Source organism: Capnocytophaga periodontitidis, assembly GCF_016126015.1.
In the GTDB taxonomy this organism is placed as follows: Bacteria; Bacteroidota; Bacteroidia; order Flavobacteriales; family Flavobacteriaceae; genus Capnocytophaga; species Capnocytophaga periodontitidis.
Genome location: NZ_JAEFDB010000001.1, coordinates 785,133 through 805,147, shown reverse-complemented (window position 1 = coordinate 805,147; position 20,015 = coordinate 785,133). Strand labels below are relative to the sequence as shown.

The following is a 20,015-nucleotide window of genomic DNA, read 5'->3' as shown; positions in this document are numbered from 1 at the left end:
GTAAATTAGCAAATTTGGTAATGAGTAAATTTGCTCATTTGAATTTAAAAACCTACCCTCGCTCTCCCTCCCGAAAGGGAAGGAGGCAATTCACAAAAGTGACTTTTTTAATGAGAAAACATTTAATATTTTCTACTATTCTAGAGTTTATTTAAAAATATAAGCCTACTATTTTAAAAGCGAATACCGCTGTATTTAATTATGTAATACAGAGTCTAAATTTTTCTGTCGATTACGTAATTTACCATTAAGGTAAGAGCTTCTTTATAAGGGGAAGCAGGGAAATTGTTGAGAATATTGAGTGCTTTTTGTTGAAACTCTTTCATTTTGGCAGTAGCATATTCTAATCCGTTGTGAGTTTTTACAAAGGCAATTACTTCTTTTACACGCTTTTTATCCTTGTTGTATTTCTTTACCGAATTGATGAGCCATTGCTTTTCTTTTTCTGTACAAGTATTGAGTACATAAATAAGAGGGAGGGTCATTTTTTGCTCTTTGATGTCTATACCAGTAGGTTTTCCGATTGCATCTTCGGTATAATCGAAGAGGTCATCTTTTATTTGAAAAGCCATTCCTATATACTCGCCAAAGAGACGCATTTTTTCTATGAGTTCAGGTTGTTCAGGCTGTACTGAACAAGCGCCCATTGCACAACAAGCCGCAATAAGGGTTGCTGTTTTTTGACGGATAATTTCGTAGTAAACGTCCTCTACGATGTCTAACCGACGCGCTTTTTCTATTTGTAAAAGCTCACCTTCACTCATTTCACGTACAGCAACTGAGATAATGCGTAATAGGTCGAAATCACCATTGTCTATAGAGAGGAGCAAGCCTTTAGACAGCAGATAATCACCTACTAATACGGCTATTTTGTTTTTCCAAAGTGCATTGATAGAAAAGAAACCACGGCGTTTGTTACTATCGTCTACCACATCGTCGTGCACCAAAGTAGCAGTGTGAATGAGTTCTATAACTGAAGCACCCCTATAGGTACGTTCACTTACTTTACTATCATCAGAAAGCATTTTGGCTACTAAGAAAACAAACATAGGTCGCATTTGCTTGCCTTTGCGATTTACTATATAATAGGTGATGCGATTCAGCAAGGCTACTTTGGACGACATTGAATTGCGGAACTTCTGTTCAAAAAGTTCCATCTCTTCGTGTATAGGTTCTTTTATTTGAGCTGTTATTTTCATTTTGTTTTATATAAATAAGGCTTCCTTTTGCAAAAGGAAGCCTTTAAAACTCTATTCTGTTGGAGAAGTATTTTCAGTTTTTAAAGGAGTATCCTCTTCATTACTATTGTGAGGGTCTTTAAACTTGCGTTTTCCAAAAATATTCTCAAGGTCATCTCGGAAGATAACTTCACGATCTAAGAGCAAGTTAGCCAAAGTGGTGAGTTTATCTTTATTCTCGGTGAGGATATCAATAGCACGTTGGTATTGCTCTTCTATGATTTTAGAAATTTCTTCATCGATGAGGTGAGCTGTTTTCTCACTATATGGTTTGGTAAAACTATAATCGGACTGGGCAGAATCGTAGTAGGTAAGATTACCGATTTTCTCGTTGAGCCCATAAATAGTTACCATTGCGCGGGCTTGTTTGGTTACTTTTTCGAGGTCGCTGAGAGCACCTGTAGATATTTTATTGAATACTACTTTTTCTGCAGCTCTACCGCCAAGGGCAGCACACATCTCATCGAGTATTTGTTCGGTGCGTACGATTTGTCGCTCTTCGGGTAGATACCAAGCTGCACCGAGTGACTGTCCGCGTGGCACAATAGTTACTTTTACCAATGGAGCGGCGTGTTCTAACAACCAACTTACAGTAGCGTGACCTGCTTCGTGGAAAGCAATAGCTTCACGCTCTTCAGGGGTAAGGATTTTAGTTTTCTTTTCCAAACCACCTACAATTCTATCTACTGCATCAAGGAATTCTTGTTTGCTCACAGCTGTTTTACCTTTACGTGCTGCAATAAGGGCTGCTTCGTTACAAACGTTGGCAATATCAGCACCTGAGAAACCAGGAGTTTGTTTTGCTAAGAAATCGATATCTAAGGTTTCAGCAGTTTTTATAGGGCGCAAGTGTACTTGGAATATCTGTTTGCGTTCGTTCAAGTTTGGAAGTTCCACATAAATTTGACGGTCGAAACGCCCAGCACGCATTAGGGCTTTATCCAAAATATCGGCGCGGTTAGTAGCAGCAAGCACAATTACATTGGTGTGAGAGCCAAAGCCATCCATTTCAGTAAGCAATTGATTGAGAGTATTCTCACGCTCATCGTTAGCACCAGTCATTGCATTTTTACCACGAGCACGACCTATAGCATCAATCTCGTCGATAAAGATAATAGATGGAGATTTTTCTTTAGCTTGTTTGAAGAGATCGCGCACACGAGAAGCTCCCACCCCTACGAACATCTCTACAAAATCAGAACCAGACAGAGAGAAGAAAGGTACTTGAGCCTCACCAGCTACCGCTTTGGCAAGGAGTGTTTTACCTGTACCTGGAGGACCTACAAGCAGAGCTCCGCGAGGTATTTTACCTCCTAATGAGGTATATTTATCGGGGTTTTTGAGGAAGTCTACAATCTCTTGTACCTCTTCTTTAGCACCTTCTAAGCCTGCTACATCTTGGAAAGTTACGCGGGTTTCTTTCTTTTCGTCAAACACCCGCGCTTTAGACTTGCCTATACTGAAAATACCACCAGGTCCACCAGCACCTGCCATACGACGCATTACAAATATCCACAAACCAATAATAACGACGAAAGGCAAGAGAGTGAACAGCAAATCGCCAATTACATTTTGTTGGGTTTTGTTTTCACGAGTAGTGCTAAGGTTGTTATCTTTTACAATTTGGTCGAAGCGATTTTCGAAATTGCTCAAGTCGCCTAATTCAAAGCGATATTGAGGTACTTCGCCCGCATTAGCCCCCTGCATAAGAGAATTGCCCGTAGGTTTTACCTCTTTGTGTTCTTCTTTTTTAAGGGCATCCTCGGTGAGGTATACATTAGCCTCTTTGCGGTTTAAGATGATGATTTTAGCTACATCACCATTGCTGAGGTATTCCTCAAATTTAGATTGAGGAATTTCTTTAGGTTGAGACCAAAAGCTCGCTCCTGAATAATAATTGAAGCCTATGAGAATGAGCAGTAATACGCCGTATAGCCAGTAGGCTGAAAAGCGATTTCCGTTACTTTTGTTATCCGACATATATTTAATAGTTAGTTTCTAAATTGATAAATTTGGCATCACCCCAAAGACCTTCGAGGTCGTAATGCTCACGTACTTTTGTTTGGAAGATATGAACGACTACATCCACATAGTCGATGAGAATCCATTCGGCGTTGGCTTCGCCTTCAATGTGCCAAGGGTGTTGATGTCCATCGGCTTGGCTAACGATTTTTTGAATAGCTCCTGAAATAGCCGATACTTGGGTGTTAGAAGAACCATTACACAAGATAAAATAATCGCATACGGTATTTTCAACCTCGCGTAAATCCATAATGGTGATATCAGTGCCTTTTACTTTTTCTATACCAGCAATAATATTGCTAATAAGCTGGTTTGATGATATTTCTTTATTCAATGTTTTTATTGTTTTTACAGTTTAAATTTATAAGTGCTTCTTGAAAGCGCGCAAAGATAATACTTTCCTTTCACAAAAGCAAAAGATTTTAATAGATAGGAAGTAAAAGATAGGAGATAAGAAGTGAAAAAAGCTGTTTAGTGTTGTACTAAACAGCTGATTTTGTGATTTTTGATTTTTATATTTCTTTATTAAGAAGCTTTGAAACTTTTGAAGAGAGCTTCCATTTTTTCTTTTTCTTCTTCGGCTAAAGCGGCATCAACCAAAATGCGTCCGCTATGTTCATCAGTGATAATTTTTTTACGAGAAGCGATTTCCACTTGCACTTGTGGAGGAATAGTGAAAAAAGATCCTCCAGAAGCACCACGCTGGATAGGCACCACAGCCAATTTATTCATTACACTACTGCGGATGCGTTGGTAAGCCTTTAGCAAACGATCCTCTATTTTAGCAGCATATTCTTCAGCTTTTTCTTTAAGAAAAGCCTCTTCTTTCTCAGTTTCGGCTAATACCGAGTTGAGTTCTGCTTTTTTGTGTTTGAGGTGGGCATCGCGTTGAGCTTTGCGTTCGTCTACTTGTTTGATAGCCTCTTTCTTTTGGTCAACTTGAGCTTTACCTTCTTTGATGCGTTTTTCAGCCAACTGTACTTCCAATTCTTGGAATTCAATTTCTTTAGACAAAGAAGTGTACTCGCGGTTGTTGCGAACATTTTTTTGCTGGGTAGTGTACTTTTTGATGAGGGCTTTAGCCTCTTCAATTGTTGCTTTTTTCTCAGCGATACCCGCTTGTAAAGCATCTAATTCTTCTTTAAATTTAGCGTGACGTTTTTTGAGTCCTTCTACCTCATCTTCAAGGTCAGATACCTCTAAAGGTAGTTCGCCACGAGTGTATTGCAACTCGTCAATTTTTGAGTCAATTAGCTGTAAATCGTACAGAGCTCTTAGTTTTTCTTCTACAGTAATATCCACTTTTTGTGCCATATTTACGAATAATATTTGATAGGATTGGTATCCACATTTGATATTGAGAGGGCAAAGGTAGGAAAAATTTTTGAAAGATAGTCAAATAAAAGTGATTTTATGTATTGTTCACTTTCAAAATGACCTATATCGGCAAGGAGAATTTGTCCTTCAGCCTTGAAAAATTCGTGGTATTTGAGGTCGGCTGTTATATAAACATCAGCTTTTGCACGTTTGGCATTTTCTATAGCAAAAGCGCCACTTCCACCTAAAACTGCTACTTTTTTCACATCTTTACTAAGCAATGCCGAGTGACGCACTACACTCACTTGCATACGTTCTTTGAGGTAAGCTAAAAAATCTTTTTCGGGCATAGCTTTATTAAGTTCACCTATCATTCCCATCCCGATATGTTGGTGTTCATTTTCGAGTGTATATATCTCAAAAGCTACTTCTTCATAAGGGTGATTTTGACGAAGAGCCTGCAATATTTGTCGTTGTAAGTGTTTAGGGAAAATCACTCCTATTTGGGTTTCATCTTCAGTATGGAACACATTAGGTTCGCCAATGGTAGGGTGAGATTCCTCATTTCCTTTATAAGTGCCTTTACCTTCAAGATTAAAACTACACTCAGCATAGTTGCCTATATTGCCTGCACCGGCTGCAAAAAGAGCCTTGCGAAGGTTTTCGGCATCGGATTTTGGTACATAGGTGATGAGTTTTTGAATGGTATGAGGTTGAGGAATGAGAATACGTCTGTTTTGCAATTCTAAACGATTGCAGATAGATGCATTTACTCCTAAGAACTGATTATCGAGAGCCGTGTGCATACTATAGATCGCAATTTGATGCTGAATGGCTTTCATCACCACACGTTCTACATAGTTTTTTCCTGTGAGAGATTTGAGTCCGCTAAAGATAATAGGGTGAAAACTCACAATAAGGTTGCATTTTTTGGCAATAGCCTCATCTACAACAGCTTCGAGAGTATCTAAGGTAATGAGCACTCCTTTTACTTCAGCATTGGCATCACCTACTAATAAACCAACATTGTCAAACCCTTCAGCATATTGCAGAGGGGCAAGTTTTTCTAATTCTTGAATAATGTCTGTTATTTTCATTGCATTCCTAAATGTTTATGCACTTCTTTTACAGTGCTTTCAGTGAATAATGCTTCTAAGTTTTTCCATACACTATGGTAGCCATAAGGACCATTAAGCATTTCTTTTTTAGCTTGTTCTATCGTCCAATTGTGATAAATAATACGATACATTGCCACCATTATACCTGTACGATCGGCACCGTGATAACAGTGAATTAGTACGGCTCCTTGTTTTTGGTGTTCGCGTATAATTTTCAGTGTTTGTGCTATTTCAGGGGCTTTGATACGCCAAGTGAGCAAAGGATGATTGATGAGCTTGATATTATCGGAAGCGTTAAAAATCTTCTTATCGCCTGAACGGGTGAAATAGCGTAGATTTACAATTGATTTGATAGGAATATTCTTAATAATAGCCTTATCCTCAGCTACTAATTGTTCGCTTCTGTAGAGCAAACTGTCCACTTTGTACAAATTAGCATCGGCGTGAATGAGTGTTGCCTTATGCTGTGACCACAGAGGTAGCAAAGCGAATAAAATAAAGTAAATTAGAAGTGTTTTTTTCATAAGGTATCTTTTATTTCTTCATATCGTGTAAGGACATCATTCACATTGCGAATTGATTGTTTTGTCCAGTGAATAAGCGTATTAAGTCGTTCTTCATCGCTGAGTTGCCAAGCTATCTCGCTGCGCCGAAGTTTATCAGTGAGTTGTTGTAAGACAATAGCCACAGCTACCGAGATGTTTAAACTTTCGGTAAATCCCACCATTGGTATTTTTAAGAAAGTATCGGCTTGTGAAAGTACTTGTGTTGATAGTCCTTCTTTTTCAGTGCCAAAGAAAAAAGCACTTTTTTTAGTAATATCAAAGTCATTGAGAAAATAGGCATCTTTATGTGGAGTAGTGGCAACAATTTGGTAACCTTGCGCACGAAGCGTATCAATGCAACTTTGAGTGTCGTTATAACGAAATACGTCTACCCATTTCTGAGCTCCCATTGCTATTTTGGCATCAAGGCGTTTGCCGAAGCGCCCTTCAATGCTATGCGCTTGTTGCACGCCAAATACTTCACAGGTACGCACAACGGCACTAGTGTTGTGCATTTGGAATACATCTTCCATCGCTACCGTAAAGTGATTGGTACGCTGTGCTATAATCTCTAAAAAACGCTCTTTGCGCTCTTCAGTAATAAATCGTTCTAAGTAAGAAAGTATTTTTTTGTTCATAATATTTTTTCAAAAGCTTTACGGGGACTTCCCCTGAAAGAGACTTCGCCACAATACTGATAACCTAATTTTTCAAAGAGGTGCAACATAGGGGTATTGTCAAAATTGGTATCAGCGTGCAGAGAGTGAAAACCATTATCGCAAGTGAATTGTTCTATTTGTTGCAATAGTATTTTTGCTAAGCCTCTCCCTAAATGATTAGGTGCAATTGCTACCCTATGAAAGACTACAAAATCGCCAGAGGTGAGCCATTTGCCTTTGATACGAGCATATTCGGGTTCATCATTGATAAGCAAGGCACAATAACCTACTATTTCGTCGTCTTCTACAAGTACATAGCCATAGCCTTTGGCAATATCATTCGCTATTACTTGTTCATTAGGATAACCATCTTGCCACTGATTGCTACCTTCGGTTTTGCGACGCTGGATAGCAGCGGATAAGATTGTCCAAATGGCAGAAGCATCGGCTGGAGTTGCTACTTTGAGTTGTATTTTTTGAGTCATATTCAATTAGATAATCAGGTGACAAAAGGCAGGTAACAGAGGGCAAAAATAGAAAAAACTTTGCTCATTGACAAATTTTCGCTAACTTGCCCCGCTTTTAAGTTTTTTATGTTATGAATACAACCCCAAATGCGATTGAGGTACGACACCTCAGCAAACAATATAAAGAAACTACAGTTCTTGCCTTGAATGATGTGTCATTTGAGGTGAGGAAAGGAGAAGTTTATGGTATTTTAGGACCTAATGGAGCAGGGAAAACGACCCTGATGTCAATACTTTTTGGAAGTATTAAGCCTACAATGGGGAGTTTTACTATTGCAGGGCTTACCTATAAAGATACTTTACTGAGATATAAAATAGGCATTGTACCACAAGAATACGCTTTGTATCCCACACTTACCGCGAGAGAGAATTTACATTACTTTGGGAGCCTATATGGACTCAAAGGGAAGGAGCTAAAAGCAAAAACAGATGAAGCTCTTGAGCGTGTTGCTTTATCAACTGTAGCTGATAAGAAAATTGCTCATTTTTCAGGAGGAATGAAACGCCGTATCAACTTAGTAGCGGGGATATTACATACACCCGAAGTTCTTTTTTTGGACGAACCTACTGTAGGGGTAGATGTACAATCTAAAAATATAATCATTGATTATTTAAAAGAGTTGAACGTAAGAGGAATGTCGGTATTGTATACTTCACACCATTTGCAGGAGGCGCAGGATTTTTGCGACCGCATAGGGATATTGAGTGAGGGGCAATTGATAAAAGAAGATACTCCTAAAAATCTTATTAAAGAGGTACAAGCTTTCAATTTAGAAGAAGTATTTATTCAGGTAACAAGTAAAGCCAGTGAGAGTTCATAGCTGGGTATGTGAATAAAAAGTAACAAAAAAAGCTACCATTTGGTAGCTTTTTTTATTTTTAATTTTATTTGATAATATCTTTGTAATCTGCATTTAGTGCTTTATAACTGTCTGCTTTTTGAGAGGGTACATAAATATTACGTAAGTGTGTTTGAATAAATGCCTTTTTGTTTATATTAAAAGCAGTAGGGTTATGTGTAATTAGAGTGTGCAAATTCTTACATTGCATAAAGGCTTGATCTTCTATTTTGTTTACTTTTTCAGGGAGTATAATAGTTGTAAGTTTATAACAACCTATAAAAGCCCTTTTACCAATAGTAGTAACATTTGAAGGAATGTCTATATTTTGCAGATGATTACAATTAGCAAAAGTTTGTTCTTTTATTTCTGTAATCTGTGTAGTTTTATTTTCATCTGCTTCTACAGTTGTTAATCTAAAACATCCATTGAAAGCCTTAGCACCTATACTTTTCACTTTATTTCCAATGACAAAAGTTCTTAATTCGTATGACACTTGCTCTCCATTAAAAGCTAATTCAGCTATAAATTCTACGTCTTTTAGTTTAGGGTCGGCGTTCATATCGATAAAACGGGTGTTAGGGTTTTTCCATTTCAGAAGTGTTTTGCCGTCAGAACTAAGCTCATAATCGGTAGTGATTATTTGTTGTGCAGAGAGAGATATACCAGTAGAAGGCCAGCCAGTATTGGTTTTAGGTCCGTAGAATATTTTGTCCTCAGTATCAATGTAGTAATCGCCTTCTACACCTTGTGTATTAGGTTTCCCTTGACCTGCGTATATTTTAGATCCGTCTTTACCAGGGAGTCCTCTTTCGCCTTGAGCTTTGATGTTGGTATTTACATTACCGATATACCAATAGCCATCTTTGATATTGGGTTTAGGAGCATCGGCTCCATTTTGACCGTCATTACCTTTTTCTCCTTTTTCACCTTTGGCTTTAGTGTTTGATTTTATGCCATTTATTACCCAATAACCATCGTTATCAATTGTAATAGTAGGGGTGGTTCCATTTTGACCTTTTTCTCCTTTTTCACCTTTGGCTTTGGTATTGGTTTTTACGCCATTGATTACCCAATAGCCGTCGTTGTCGATAGAAATAGAGGGTGTAGTACCGTTTTGACCGTCCTCCCCTTTTTCCCCTTTTTCACCTTTGGCTTTGATGTCAGTTTTTACGCCATTGATTACCCAATAGCCGTTGTTGTCAATAGAAATAGTAGGTGTAATGCCGTTTTGTCCATTGGTGCCATTTTGACCGTCAGCCCCTTTTTCTCCTTTGGCTTTTACATTAGTTTTTTGTCCGTTAACAATCCAATAGCCGTCCTCAGAGATAGTAGGGGTAACGCCATTTTGACCGTCAGCGCCGTTATTCCCTTGTGCTTTTACAGCAGTTTTAGTATTGCCTATATACCAATAGCCATCATCTCCGATGTGAGGTATAGGAGCATCTTGACCGTTTTGCCCATCAGTACCGTTTTGTCCTTGTAGTCCTCTAAGGCTTACAGGGTTTCCCCAACCTTCGGCAGTTTTAGGCCCATATAGGTTTACAGAGGTAAGATCTATATAATAATCGCCTACGTTACCTATAGTAGCGGTAGGGGCTGTAGATCCCGAGAGAATAGTATTAGTACGCTCGCGCTCTACAATGCGTTCTTCTACGATTTTAGTACATTGCACAGAGACAAGACTAAGACCTACAAACATTGCTAAAAAAACAATCTTTTTCATAAAATGCTAAATTACTAATAAATGTTAAAATATAAATCAAAGGTTAGCATCAAAAAATGTGCCAGAGTGTTTCTTTTTATTTGCCGTTTCTATACTCTCGTGGACTTACTCCCATAGCTTGCTTAAAAGCAGTACTGAAATATTTAGATGAGTTGAAGCCTATGTCGGTAGCGATATCGTTGATAGGAAGGTCGGTAGTTTTGAGGAGTTGACAAGCTACTTCTATACGGTACTTATTTAGGTACTCGGCAATACCTAAACCTGTGATTTGCTTCATCTTGTTGTATAAACTAGCACGACTCATCGCCATTGCTTCAGCTATATTATTAGCATCAAGGTCAATTTCGTTGTAGCGTTTTTTGATGAGCTGGTTGAGTTTCATCATAAATTGTTCGTCAGCATTACTAATGGTAGTGAGGGCAGGCGAGGGGAGAAGCACTTCTTTTTGGTATCGTTGCTTGATGAGCTCTTTCTGTTTGAGCAAATTACCTATCACTGATAGCAATAAGTCAATGTCAAAAGGCTTAGAAAGATAAGCATCAGCACCTAATTTATAACCTATTTTCTGACTCTCACCATCACTCTTAGCGGTGAGCAATATTATTGGTATATGACTGATGTTGAGCTGTTCTTTTACCTCTTTACACAACTGATATCCATTCATTATAGGCATCATCACATCGCTTACGATAAGGTCGGGTTGGTGAGTTTTTAAAAGCAATAGAGCTTCTTCTCCATTCACCGCTTTAAGTACATTCTTAAACAACGGACGTACTTCACTATAAAGATAGTTGAGGAAATCAGTGTTGTCATCTACTAAAAGTATACTGTATTGACTCATATCACTCACAGCAGTTTTTTCGGGTACTTGGGTATCTGTTTCTTCGTTATCAAATTTCTCTAATACATTACTATTATTGTAAGGCAATTCCACATAAAAAATAGTTTGTGCTCCTTCGTCATAAGCTCCTATTTTGCCATCGTGTTTTTCTACTAATTCTTTGCAATAAGCAAGACCTATACCACTGCCACCTTGCTGGTGTTTTCCTTGCTGAAATCGACTAAAGAGTTTGTTGGGATCTATATTTTGAAGTCCGATACCTGTATTTTCTACTTGAAAACGTACTATTTCGGAAGTATGAGTACTGCGTAGTCTTATAGTGGCTCCTTCATTGCTAAATTTTACGGCATTCATAAGTAAATTAGAGAGCACTACGCGTATTTTAGCTGTGTCAATAGCTATAGGCGGTAAGTTTTTGTCTAATTGTAGGTCAAATTGTATATGTTTGCTTTCAAATTCTTGTTCAAAATCCTTACTACAATCAGTGATAAGATGATTGAGGTCTGTATAGGTTTTAGAAAGTGTATTTTCTAATGAGGTAGAGCGATTGTAGTCTAATATCCAATTGATGATGTTTTTCATTGTATTGGCTTGTCTAAAAGCTCCTTCTAATTGTGTTTTTTGGGCAGGAGGAAGAGTGGAGGTATTGCTATCACTTAACAGTCGTTTCAAGGGAGCATAGATAAGTGTCAGAGGTGTGCGTAGTTCGTGGCTTACATTCGTGAGAAACTGAATCTTATCTTCGTTCAGTTCTTGCTGATGAAGAGCAATTTGCCATTTCAGTTGTTGCTTTTTGCGGCGCAGATAGCCCCATATTACTCCTGCTGTGATAGCTAACAGCAATAAACCCACGCTTACAAAAAACCAAGTCCGTTGATACCATACAGGTAATACTTCAAAAGAAAGCAAAGGTGTATCGGGAGTCCACGATCCATTTTGAGTCATACAAGCTACTGCAACTTGATATTTGCCTACTGATAGAAGAGAGATATCAAGGCGATTGTCGTAAGTTTCAATCACAGAAGTCTGTTCTTTATTCTTAATTTTGAAACGGAAAAGCAAACGGCGGAACATATCCTTTTCATTAAGTCCTACATTTATTTTCAATGAGTTAAAATAAGGAGGTATTTCTTTAGGAAAATTGTGAGCACTGTATATTTTGCCATTTAGTTCAATGTTTTGCAAGAAGAGTAAGGGAGAGGTTTTCTCACTTGAGCGTATCGCTTTGTTGATTTTTGCTAATCCTCCCACTCCTGCCATATAGATGTAAGGAGAAGCTTTAGTCTGTACATAACCTGTAAGCACATCGTTAGGTAGAAAACCATCATTATCATCCCATATCATTATTTTTTTGTCGGGGATGTGGTAAGAAAAGAGTACATTGCTAGCGTTTATCCATAGGCGTTGTGCATCATCTAATTGCATATAACTGATTTGTCTAAAAAGGTTCTCGGTAGCTACATTCTCAAGTTTTTTATTGGATAAGGAATAACTAAAAAGCCCCTTATCTGTTGCGATCCAAAAGCTGTTATGAGTGTGATCATAACACACAGCACTGATGTTACACTCATTCTCTAAACTAAGAAAGGGTTTTAGTTCAGGCTGTTGTACATTCATTTGGTAAAGAGAGTTACCTTTGCTGAGGTAGAGAGTATTGCCTACTTCTGCCTTTAGTTGTAAAGCTATTTTAGGGGCAATATTTGGGGCAAAAGATATTTTAGTAAACTGTTTGTTACTTAGTTGATAGAGATAAGTATTTTTAGCAGTAATGAGTATTAAATCATTGTTAATTCGGTATACAAAAGGAGTAAACCCAGTGTGACATTCTTGCTGGTTAGTCGTTTCATCACGAAGTAGAAAAGGAGTGTACTTACGAGCATTAGTGTTGTATATAAAAAGCCCTTTACTATAGAGAGATACTAAAAGCTCATTAGGTGAAAAGTAGGTGATAGACGATACCTTGTCGGTATAAGTGTTTAAATGATGTGTAAAATGTTCTGTTTGAGGGTTAAAAGCATTGATACCTCCACCATCAGTACCTATCCATAGTATGCCATTAGGAGCTTCATAAAGGCTGATGACTGCGCGTTCCGAAAGTCCATTATTACTACCCAAGGCACTATCAGTATAGGTTTTGATATAGGTTTCTTTAAAGAGAAAAACACCATCGCGCACAGTACCCGCCCACATATTGTGATTAGGGTCTTCGTAAAGTACAGTGATAGAGTTTACAGGGATGGAGTGCACATTACCCGCACTGTGTTGTATGTTGAAGAAACGCTGATCAGCAGGATTGAATACTGATACCCCTCCGCCATCAGTGGCAAGCCATATTCTATTTTTATAAGGCTTGATATCTAAAATAATATCATTAGGTAAGGAACTGTTTTGAGTGTGGTAATGCCCTATAAATGCTCCTGAAAGACTATAGCGAAAAAGCCCTTTTTGAAAAACTGAAAACAATACTTCTTTGCGATTAGCATCGTAATAAAGACTGCTCAACGGACTGGCATTTTCAGTGATAAAAGCCTTTAGCAATTCATTTTTAAAAGAATAAAGATACAAACCATCACTTTCTGTACCTGCTAAAAGTGTATCGCTATCTATAGGAAATAAATGTGTGATGAGACATTCTTTATCTTTAGAGAGAGGGTCTTTGCGCAGAGGTAAACGCTCAATCTTCTTAGTAGCGTAATCATACTGATAGATAGCAGCATAACCTCCAAAGTACACACCTTTTTGGGTAGTACAGATAGAAAATAACTGCTGGTTGATAATAGGAAGAAAAGTATCTTGGTCTGAATTGTAGCGTAATACACCTTTGGGGGTGATAGCCCAAAGGTTTTGTTGAGCATCTTCCAAGAGCTGGTAAACATAATCGTCAATATACTTCTTAAGGTGATTCCTATCCACTCTATTGATTCCTTGCCGAGTGCCTATCCACAAAAGCCCTTTATGGTCGCGAACCATAGTAGTAACCCCCGATTGCGACAAACCGTGTTCTATAGAAATGCGTTTAAAATAGTATTCAGTAGTGGAACTTTGGCTATATCCTACTAATGAAAGGAAGCAACTTAATATGATAAATATAAAAGCTGGTAGTATTCTCATTCTCATCCTCATTTATTTGGAGTGCAAAGATAATAATAATTTGTCAATATACCAATTTAATGCAGAGTCGAACACACAACGAACACACAACGAACACACAACGAACACACAACGAACACACAACGAAGTTTCCCTAAAAACAATATCACAAAAACTATCAAAAATAACTCTCCTTACAATTTTCCGAGATTCTCAAGCCTCTCTCTAACTAAAAAGTCTATTAATATCACCATCTGCCTCGCCCAACTCGTCCGCACTGTCTAATAATCCCACTCCTCCACTTCCGATTATTATTTATTCACAATCTAATTAAAATACATTCCCCCAATTTTTTTAACAAAATATTTGTATCGTTTCGTTTAATGTCGTATATTTGCGACCTCATACCACAAAAAATAATATGAAGGTACTAAAATTTAAAACTCTCTCACTACTGTGCGTTTTTGTATGGCTAACCCAATGGACTACCGCCCAAACGCAAACAGTAACTACTACTGCTACTACCTCTAAAACCACTACAGCACAAACTCCTATGAACACCATTACGCGCGGGGAAACTTCTATTTCAGGGAATACCAAACCCCTATGGGTGCTCAATGGGGTAATATTGGAAGACGATATAGATTTAAAACCTGAAGATTTAGTCTCCGACGACGCTAAAATGCTCATCGCCGCGGCTATACCTGGCCTTACCGCCGAAAGTATAGAAGGTTTTAAAGTGCTTAAAGACGCTTCAGCTACCGCTATCTATGGCCAGCGAGCCATCGGGGGGGTTGTCGCTATTACCACTAAAAAAGGAAATGTAGGAAGTAGCAACATCACCTATACCAATGAATCTACCTTTCGTTTTATCCCTACCTATGCCGAGTATAATATAATGAACTCGCAAGACCAAGTCGCACTATACAAAGAGTTTTTACAAGCTGGACACTTCAAAGTCGATGATATCTACGCTCAAACGGGCGTGCTCTCGCGAATGTACCAACTGTATAAAATATTGGATGCCAATGGCAACCCTATGGTACCTAATACCGAAGCAGGGCGCGCTGCTTACCTCAGAGCTGCCGGACTTAGGAACACTAATTGGTTCAACGAGCTCTTTCAAACAAGTATAATGCAAAACCACACCCTATCTTTCTCCTCTGGAAATGAAAAATCTACTTATTACGCCGCTTTGAGTGTGCTCAGCGACCCAGGTTGGACGAAAGGAAGCTACTTAAATCAATACTCTGGAAACCTGAATGCTAACTACAACCTCTCTCGAAAAGTACGCCTGAATGTTATCAACGACTTGTCCTATAGAGAACAACTTTCTCCTTATCAAGATTTATATTCTTACGCCCTTAACAACTCCCGTGCCTTAGACCCTAAGGACTACTACACCCAAAAATACACTCCTTACAATATCTTCAACGAAATAGATAATGCCTATCAAAAGAGCTATACCGCCAATTTGCGTTTGCAGGCACAACTCTCTTGGAAAATTACCCCTAAAGTCGAAGCCTCTCTAATGGGCGCTATACGATACCAGTCTTATATCCGAAATACCGACCGCACCGAAAAATCAAACGAGGCAATGTCTTACCGCGAGATGTCAAACTCCTTCATCCGTGATAGCAATAATAATCTCTATAAAGACCCTAACGACCCTTTTGCTCTCCCCAGCATCGTATTGCCCGAAGGTGGCTTGCGCTCTAAACGAGAAATGACCACCCGTAGCAACAACTTCCGCGCTACAATAAGTTATAACGACAGCTTTAAAAACGGTTTGCACCTCATATCGCTGTTTGGCGGTTTTGAAATGGATAATACACAGCGCAATACCGACTCTAACGACAATTACGGCGTCCTCTATAACTCAGGATATTATAGCTATTACAGCTATCTCCTCTTTAAAAAACGACAAGAAGAAAACAAAAACTATTACAGCATCAACAACACCGTGAACAACAACCAAGCCTTCTACGGAAATGTGAGCTATACATTTAAGAAACGTTATACCTTTGATGGAACTCTTCGATATGATGCCTCTAACAAGTTCGGCGAATCGCGTTACATACGATGGATGCCTACTTGGAACACAGGAGTAAAGTGGAACGTAACCGAAGAAAAATTCTTCAGCAAACTCAAACCGCTCTCGCTCTTATCGTTTAAAGCCTCTTTTGGAATAACAGCCATTTCCCCTTCTGTGAGCAATTCGCTTTCTCAAATTTATACTGATATGCCTTGGCGAAACTCAACTGAGCGTGAGATAGGCTTACACATAAAAAATGCTGCCAACCACGACCTTACCTATGAAAAAAACCAAGAACTCAACCTCGGTACTCAGTTAGGCTTATTCAACAATCGCATCAACATATCAGCAGAATGGTTCAACCGAAAGAGTTATGACCTCATTGGCGATATTGTAACCCAAGGCGTAGGAGGAACGATTACCAAAAAAGGAAATATGGCAGAAATGCGCATACGAGGCGTAGAACTTGGCTTGGAAACAACCAATATAAAAACAACCGATTTCTCTTGGAAAACTTCTTTCGTCTATTCCCGCGCTACCAACGAGGTAACCAAACTGCTTACCGCCCCTACCATTAGAGATATGATAGGCTACTCTACCACCAGTAGCTCGCCCGCTGGTTTCGCCAAAGAAGGCTACCCCCTCAAATCTATATTCTCTATTCCTTTCAACGGACTGAATGACAAGGGGCTACCCACTTTCTTGGACGCCAATGGCAACACCACAGTCAGTGGTATTCGATTTGATAACCGCAATGTTGATTTCTTGAAATATTCGGGTACACTTATCCCTACCGATAAAGGAAGTTTCAGCAACTCATTTACTTACAAAGGACTTTCGCTCGGCGTTGTCTTTACCTATTCTTACGGCAATGTGGTGCGCTTGCGTAAAATCACCAATGCTTATGCAACCGATTATAGTACCGCCCCTAAAGAACTCAACAATCGCTGGTTGAGAGAAGGCGATGAGAAAAACACTACAATGCCTACGCTTTTTACCTCTTATATGTTTGAACAATACCAAAGAGCCAATGTAATACAAGCGTACTACACCTATGATTATTCCGATATTCGCATAGCCAAAGGTGATAACATTCGATTAAAAGAAATCTCTATAGGTTATACTTTTGATAAAGAATTCTTGAAAAGAAACCATATCCGCCAGCTGAGTATGAAACTCCAAGGAACCAATCTCGCCTTGCTATATGCCGATAAACGACTCAACGGCGACGACCCCGATTATCTGGCTAATGGAACTCCTATCCAGCCAAAACGCCTTATATTTACTTTAAGAGTAGGTCTTTAATCTTAAAAAACAGAAAAACGATGAAAAAGATATATATACTTATAGGTATAGCCGTATGCAGCTTGACCGCCTGCAACCAGTTACTCGATGAGTTGCCTGACAACCAAGTGCGCATCGATACCCCCGAAAAAGCACGCCGATTGCTCACAAACGCTTATCCTAAAACAAGCGAAATTGTCATAAGCGAACTCTCCTCCGATAATATTGACGATAACGGTACTATCATATCAGGCGCTAACTACTTGAGCAATGAAGCTAGCTATTGGCAGGTAATACGCGAATATAATAATAGCGACGGACTACAGAATGTTTGGACAGCTCATTACCAAGCAATTAATACGGCTAATACCGTGCTCGAAGCCATTGAAAAAATGAGCGCTTCAGCAGAACTCAACGCTTGTAAAGGAGAAGCCTTAGTAGCGCGCGCCTATGCTCACTTTGTGCTGGTGAACCTCTTTTCTAAACCTTATAATCCCAATAGTAGCAGTACCGATTTGGGTATTCCTTATATGCTACAACCTGAAAGCGAACTCAATAGAAAATACGCAAGAGGTACGGTAGCCGAGGTCTATGCCAAAATAGATGCCGACCTCACCACAGGCCTACCTCTCATTAATGATAGTTATTACCAAACACCTAAATACCACTTCAACAAAAAAGCAGCTTATGCTTTTGCGGCACGCTTCTATTTGTATTACCAACAATGGCAAAAAGCTTTAGATGCCGCCAATGTAGTGCTCTCCACTAACGATGCTACTACCGAAGGACTCTTGCGCAATTGGAGCGACTTCACCGATGCGAGGAAAACAGGAGGAAAAGTATTCGGTAGGTTTGCCATTTATTACACCAATGAACGAATCAATGCCAATTTGTTGCTCTTGCCTGTGAGTTCCGAAATATCCGAAACTTATTTTACACCCTATACACGTTTTGTACACAACAAACGCACAAACGGTGAGGAAACACTCGTAACTGCAAACTTGTGGTATCCTCAACGCCAACCTAATAACAACTTCTCGTTTGGCTATTACTATTTCGAACCTTTTACCCCTACCAGCGCCCGTGCCGATGGGGTAGTAGTCGATAAATTTCCCAAATTCAATGCTAAAAATGAAGAAGGTACTACCGTCAAAAAAAGCATCGTTGTCCCTTTCACTACCGATGAAACTCTTTTGGTACGTGCCGAAGCTAAAATACACCTGCAACAATATGCAAGTGCGATCAACGACCTCAATATGTGGACAGGTAAATTCATCAAAAAAGATGTTACTATAGGAAGTTATACTTCTAAAAACCAATTCACCCAACAAGAAATTGTAGACTTTTACAACAATTTGGCTTATTCCTCTACCGCTACCGATAATGGAGCAACTCAAAAAAAACGCCTCGCTCCATCTTTTGCCATTGCCAACGATGGTATTCAAGAACCTCTCTTGCACTACCTATTGCAATGCCGCCGTATCCTCACCCTTGGCGAAGGATTGCGCTGGCAAGATATACGCCGTTATAATATAGAGGTCGCCAGATATCAGCGTGACAACAGAAACCGAAACAACTCAACCATCAAAGCCATCTTGCCTCCTGATGATTTGAAACGCACCATACAACTACCCGATGCCGTTATTGGTGCAGGAATGCAAGCAAACCCAAGATAATAAAAATAAAAACTCAACGTATGAAAAAAATACTATATCCCCTTTGTGCAGCTCTTTTCTTCTTAGGTTGTAGCAACCACGATAAACTCAGTGATGATACACCCGAGAGTGACGGTTCTACCTTAAACCCTCAAAATGAGCTGGATAGATATTTAGATAAATATATTGCAACCCCTTATAGTATCGAGATAGTGTATAGGTATGAAGATAACAAGCTCATCAATCGTGAGTACTCCTATACTCCCACCCAATACGATAAGGCTGTACAGTTCGTCAATGTGTTTAAGTACTTATTTGTAGAACCCTATGTAAAAATAACTTCTACAACTTTCTTGAAGGAACATTCCTTCAATATGCTCATCTTGTTGGGGCAACCTGCTTTCAATAGTGATGGCTCTAAGAACGTAGGGCTTGCTAATGTAGGTAGAAAAGTGCACCTCACCGAGATAAACAACATCCAGCCTAATAATATCTACTGGCTGAACGATAACTTGTTGTCTACTCTCTATCACGAAAATTCACATACCTTGCACCAGTCAATACAGTACACTACCGATTACGAGAAAATATCGCTCAACGACTATCAAGGGGGAAACTGTTTTAGCCATTGGGGTAGCACTCGCGACTACCTAAAAGCTGGATTCATCACCGCTTATTCTAGTTACGACCACGACGAAGATTTCGTAGAACTATTAGCCCGTTACATTGTCTATTACAACGCCTCTTTGGATTGCGGTTGTGCCACTACCAATAGCAGCTTAGATACCGATGGTGATGGCTTCGACGATAGTTTGTACACCGCTTGGAAAGCCAAATTTGTGAATTATGGCGATATAACAGGCTATGAATCTGCTAGCGTTTGGGAAGAAGTACTCAAAGAAGCCGACGTAAAAATAAGAGATACCGAAACCTATACCGGCAAACAAAAATTAGAACAAAAGATAGCTATTATGAAAAAATACCTGTCTGAGACTTGGAACATCAATTTAGATGAGTTTAGAGCCGAAATTCGCAGCCGTTATCCTTATGTAGCTGGTAAAACCTTCGATGGCGTAGCCGTGCCTGCAAAAGATTTTTCAAAATTAAATAACGATTAAA

Annotated in this window: 14 protein-coding genes; 4 read left to right on the top strand and 10 right to left on the bottom strand. The window is 39.1% G+C overall.

The genetic code is table 11. The features are described 5' to 3' along the window. Positions 1 to 215 precede the first annotated feature (215 nt). From I7X29_RS03905 to I7X29_RS03870, 8 genes are all read right to left on the bottom strand, one after another. Positions 216 to 1,199, bottom strand: a complete 984-nt coding sequence (locus I7X29_RS03905) for a polyprenyl synthetase family protein (protein ID WP_198472900.1) — start codon at positions 1,197 to 1,199, stop codon at positions 216 to 218. A 51-nt stretch (positions 1,200 to 1,250) separates the two neighbouring features. Then, positions 1,251 to 3,218 carry an ATP-dependent zinc metalloprotease FtsH gene (gene ftsH, locus I7X29_RS03900; RefSeq protein ID WP_198472899.1) on the bottom strand — a complete coding sequence of 656 codons (1,968 nt, stop codon included), beginning with the start codon at positions 3,216 to 3,218 and terminating at the stop codon, positions 1,251 to 1,253. Between the two features lie 4 nt (positions 3,219 to 3,222). Beyond that, positions 3,223 to 3,594 carry a ribosome silencing factor gene (gene rsfS, locus I7X29_RS03895; RefSeq protein WP_198472898.1) on the bottom strand — a complete coding sequence of 124 codons (372 nt, stop codon included), beginning with the start codon at positions 3,592 to 3,594 and terminating at the stop codon, positions 3,223 to 3,225. A gap of 191 nt (positions 3,595 to 3,785) precedes the next feature. After that, positions 3,786 to 4,574, bottom strand: coding sequence for a zinc ribbon domain-containing protein (locus I7X29_RS03890; protein WP_002678914.1), 789 nt, complete (start codon positions 4,572 to 4,574; stop codon positions 3,786 to 3,788). Positions 4,575 to 4,576: 2 nt separating this feature from the next. Then, on the bottom strand, positions 4,577 to 5,674 hold the full coding sequence (locus tag I7X29_RS03885; RefSeq protein WP_198472897.1) for a Nif3-like dinuclear metal center hexameric protein: 1,098 nt from the start codon (positions 5,672 to 5,674) through the stop codon (positions 4,577 to 4,579). Beyond that, on the bottom strand, positions 5,671 to 6,219 hold the full coding sequence (locus tag I7X29_RS03880; RefSeq protein WP_198472896.1) for a tyrosine-protein phosphatase: 549 nt from the start codon (positions 6,217 to 6,219) through the stop codon (positions 5,671 to 5,673). The genes I7X29_RS03885 and I7X29_RS03880 overlap by 4 nt, the downstream gene beginning before the upstream one ends. Continuing rightward, positions 6,216 to 6,878, bottom strand: a complete 663-nt coding sequence (locus I7X29_RS03875) for a TrmH family RNA methyltransferase (RefSeq protein ID WP_198472895.1) — start codon at positions 6,876 to 6,878, stop codon at positions 6,216 to 6,218. Before I7X29_RS03875 ends, I7X29_RS03880 begins: the two co-directional genes overlap by 4 nt. Next, positions 6,875 to 7,384, bottom strand: a complete 510-nt coding sequence (locus tag I7X29_RS03870) for a GNAT family N-acetyltransferase (RefSeq protein WP_198472894.1) — start codon at positions 7,382 to 7,384, stop codon at positions 6,875 to 6,877. The genes I7X29_RS03875 and I7X29_RS03870 overlap by 4 nt, the downstream gene beginning before the upstream one ends. A 113-nt stretch (positions 7,385 to 7,497) precedes the next feature. Here I7X29_RS03870 and I7X29_RS03865 point away from each other — a divergent pair, with 113 nt between their 5' ends. Beyond that, on the top strand, positions 7,498 to 8,247 hold the full coding sequence (locus I7X29_RS03865) for an ABC transporter ATP-binding protein (protein ID WP_009414212.1): 750 nt from the start codon (positions 7,498 to 7,500) through the stop codon (positions 8,245 to 8,247). A gap of 64 nt (positions 8,248 to 8,311) precedes the next feature. On the opposite strand, the gene I7X29_RS03860 is transcribed toward I7X29_RS03865, so the two are convergent. Continuing rightward, positions 8,312 to 9,991, bottom strand: a complete 1,680-nt coding sequence (locus I7X29_RS03860; protein WP_198472893.1) for a leucine-rich repeat protein — start codon at positions 9,989 to 9,991, stop codon at positions 8,312 to 8,314. A 76-nt stretch (positions 9,992 to 10,067) separates the two neighbouring features. Further along, the gene (locus tag I7X29_RS03855) at positions 10,068 to 13,949 is read right to left on the bottom strand and encodes a response regulator (RefSeq protein ID WP_198472892.1); all 3,882 of its coding nucleotides are present in this window, start codon (positions 13,947 to 13,949) and stop codon (positions 10,068 to 10,070) included. A 394-nt stretch (positions 13,950 to 14,343) separates the two neighbouring features. Here I7X29_RS03855 and I7X29_RS03850 point away from each other — a divergent pair, with 394 nt between their 5' ends. From I7X29_RS03850 to I7X29_RS03840, 3 genes are read left to right on the top strand one after another with little or no spacing between them, the layout of a single operon-like run. Continuing rightward, entirely contained in the window at positions 14,344 to 17,262 is a 2,919-nt protein-coding gene (locus I7X29_RS03850) for a SusC/RagA family TonB-linked outer membrane protein (protein WP_198472891.1), read from the top strand. 20 nt (positions 17,263 to 17,282) lie between these two features. Further along, positions 17,283 to 18,917, top strand: coding sequence for a RagB/SusD family nutrient uptake outer membrane protein (locus I7X29_RS03845; RefSeq protein WP_198472890.1), 1,635 nt, complete (start codon positions 17,283 to 17,285; stop codon positions 18,915 to 18,917). 20 nt (positions 18,918 to 18,937) lie between these two features. After that, positions 18,938 to 20,014, top strand: a complete 1,077-nt coding sequence (locus I7X29_RS03840) for a substrate import-associated zinc metallohydrolase lipoprotein (RefSeq protein WP_198472889.1) — start codon at positions 18,938 to 18,940, stop codon at positions 20,012 to 20,014. The last annotated feature ends 1 nt before the right edge of the window (position 20,015 follow it).

Excerpts from the sequence above, each read along its gene's own strand:
- I7X29_RS03865 (WP_009414212.1), top strand. The coding sequence starts at position 7,498 with ATGAATACAACCCCAAATGCGATTGAGGTACGACACCTCAGCAAACAA.
- ftsH (WP_198472899.1), bottom strand. The coding sequence starts at position 3,218 with ATGTCGGATAACAAAAGTAACGGAAATCGCTTTTCAGCCTACTGGCTA.
- I7X29_RS03850 (WP_198472891.1), top strand. The coding sequence starts at position 14,344 with ATGAAGGTACTAAAATTTAAAACTCTCTCACTACTGTGCGTTTTTGTA.
- I7X29_RS03840 (WP_198472889.1), top strand. The coding sequence starts at position 18,938 with ATGAAAAAAATACTATATCCCCTTTGTGCAGCTCTTTTCTTCTTAGGT.
- I7X29_RS03860 (WP_198472893.1), bottom strand. The coding sequence starts at position 9,991 with ATGAAAAAGATTGTTTTTTTAGCAATGTTTGTAGGTCTTAGTCTTGTC.
- I7X29_RS03870 (WP_198472894.1), bottom strand. The coding sequence starts at position 7,384 with ATGACTCAAAAAATACAACTCAAAGTAGCAACTCCAGCCGATGCTTCT.
- I7X29_RS03855 (WP_198472892.1), bottom strand. The coding sequence starts at position 13,949 with ATGAGAATGAGAATACTACCAGCTTTTATATTTATCATATTAAGTTGC.
- I7X29_RS03880 (WP_198472896.1), bottom strand. The coding sequence starts at position 6,219 with ATGAAAAAAACACTTCTAATTTACTTTATTTTATTCGCTTTGCTACCT.
- I7X29_RS03905 (WP_198472900.1), bottom strand. The coding sequence starts at position 1,199 with ATGAAAATAACAGCTCAAATAAAAGAACCTATACACGAAGAGATGGAA.
- I7X29_RS03845 (WP_198472890.1), top strand. The coding sequence starts at position 17,283 with ATGAAAAAGATATATATACTTATAGGTATAGCCGTATGCAGCTTGACC.
- I7X29_RS03875 (WP_198472895.1), bottom strand. The coding sequence starts at position 6,878 with ATGAACAAAAAAATACTTTCTTACTTAGAACGATTTATTACTGAAGAG.
- I7X29_RS03890 (WP_002678914.1), bottom strand. The coding sequence starts at position 4,574 with ATGGCACAAAAAGTGGATATTACTGTAGAAGAAAAACTAAGAGCTCTG.
- I7X29_RS03885 (WP_198472897.1), bottom strand. The coding sequence starts at position 5,674 with ATGAAAATAACAGACATTATTCAAGAATTAGAAAAACTTGCCCCTCTG.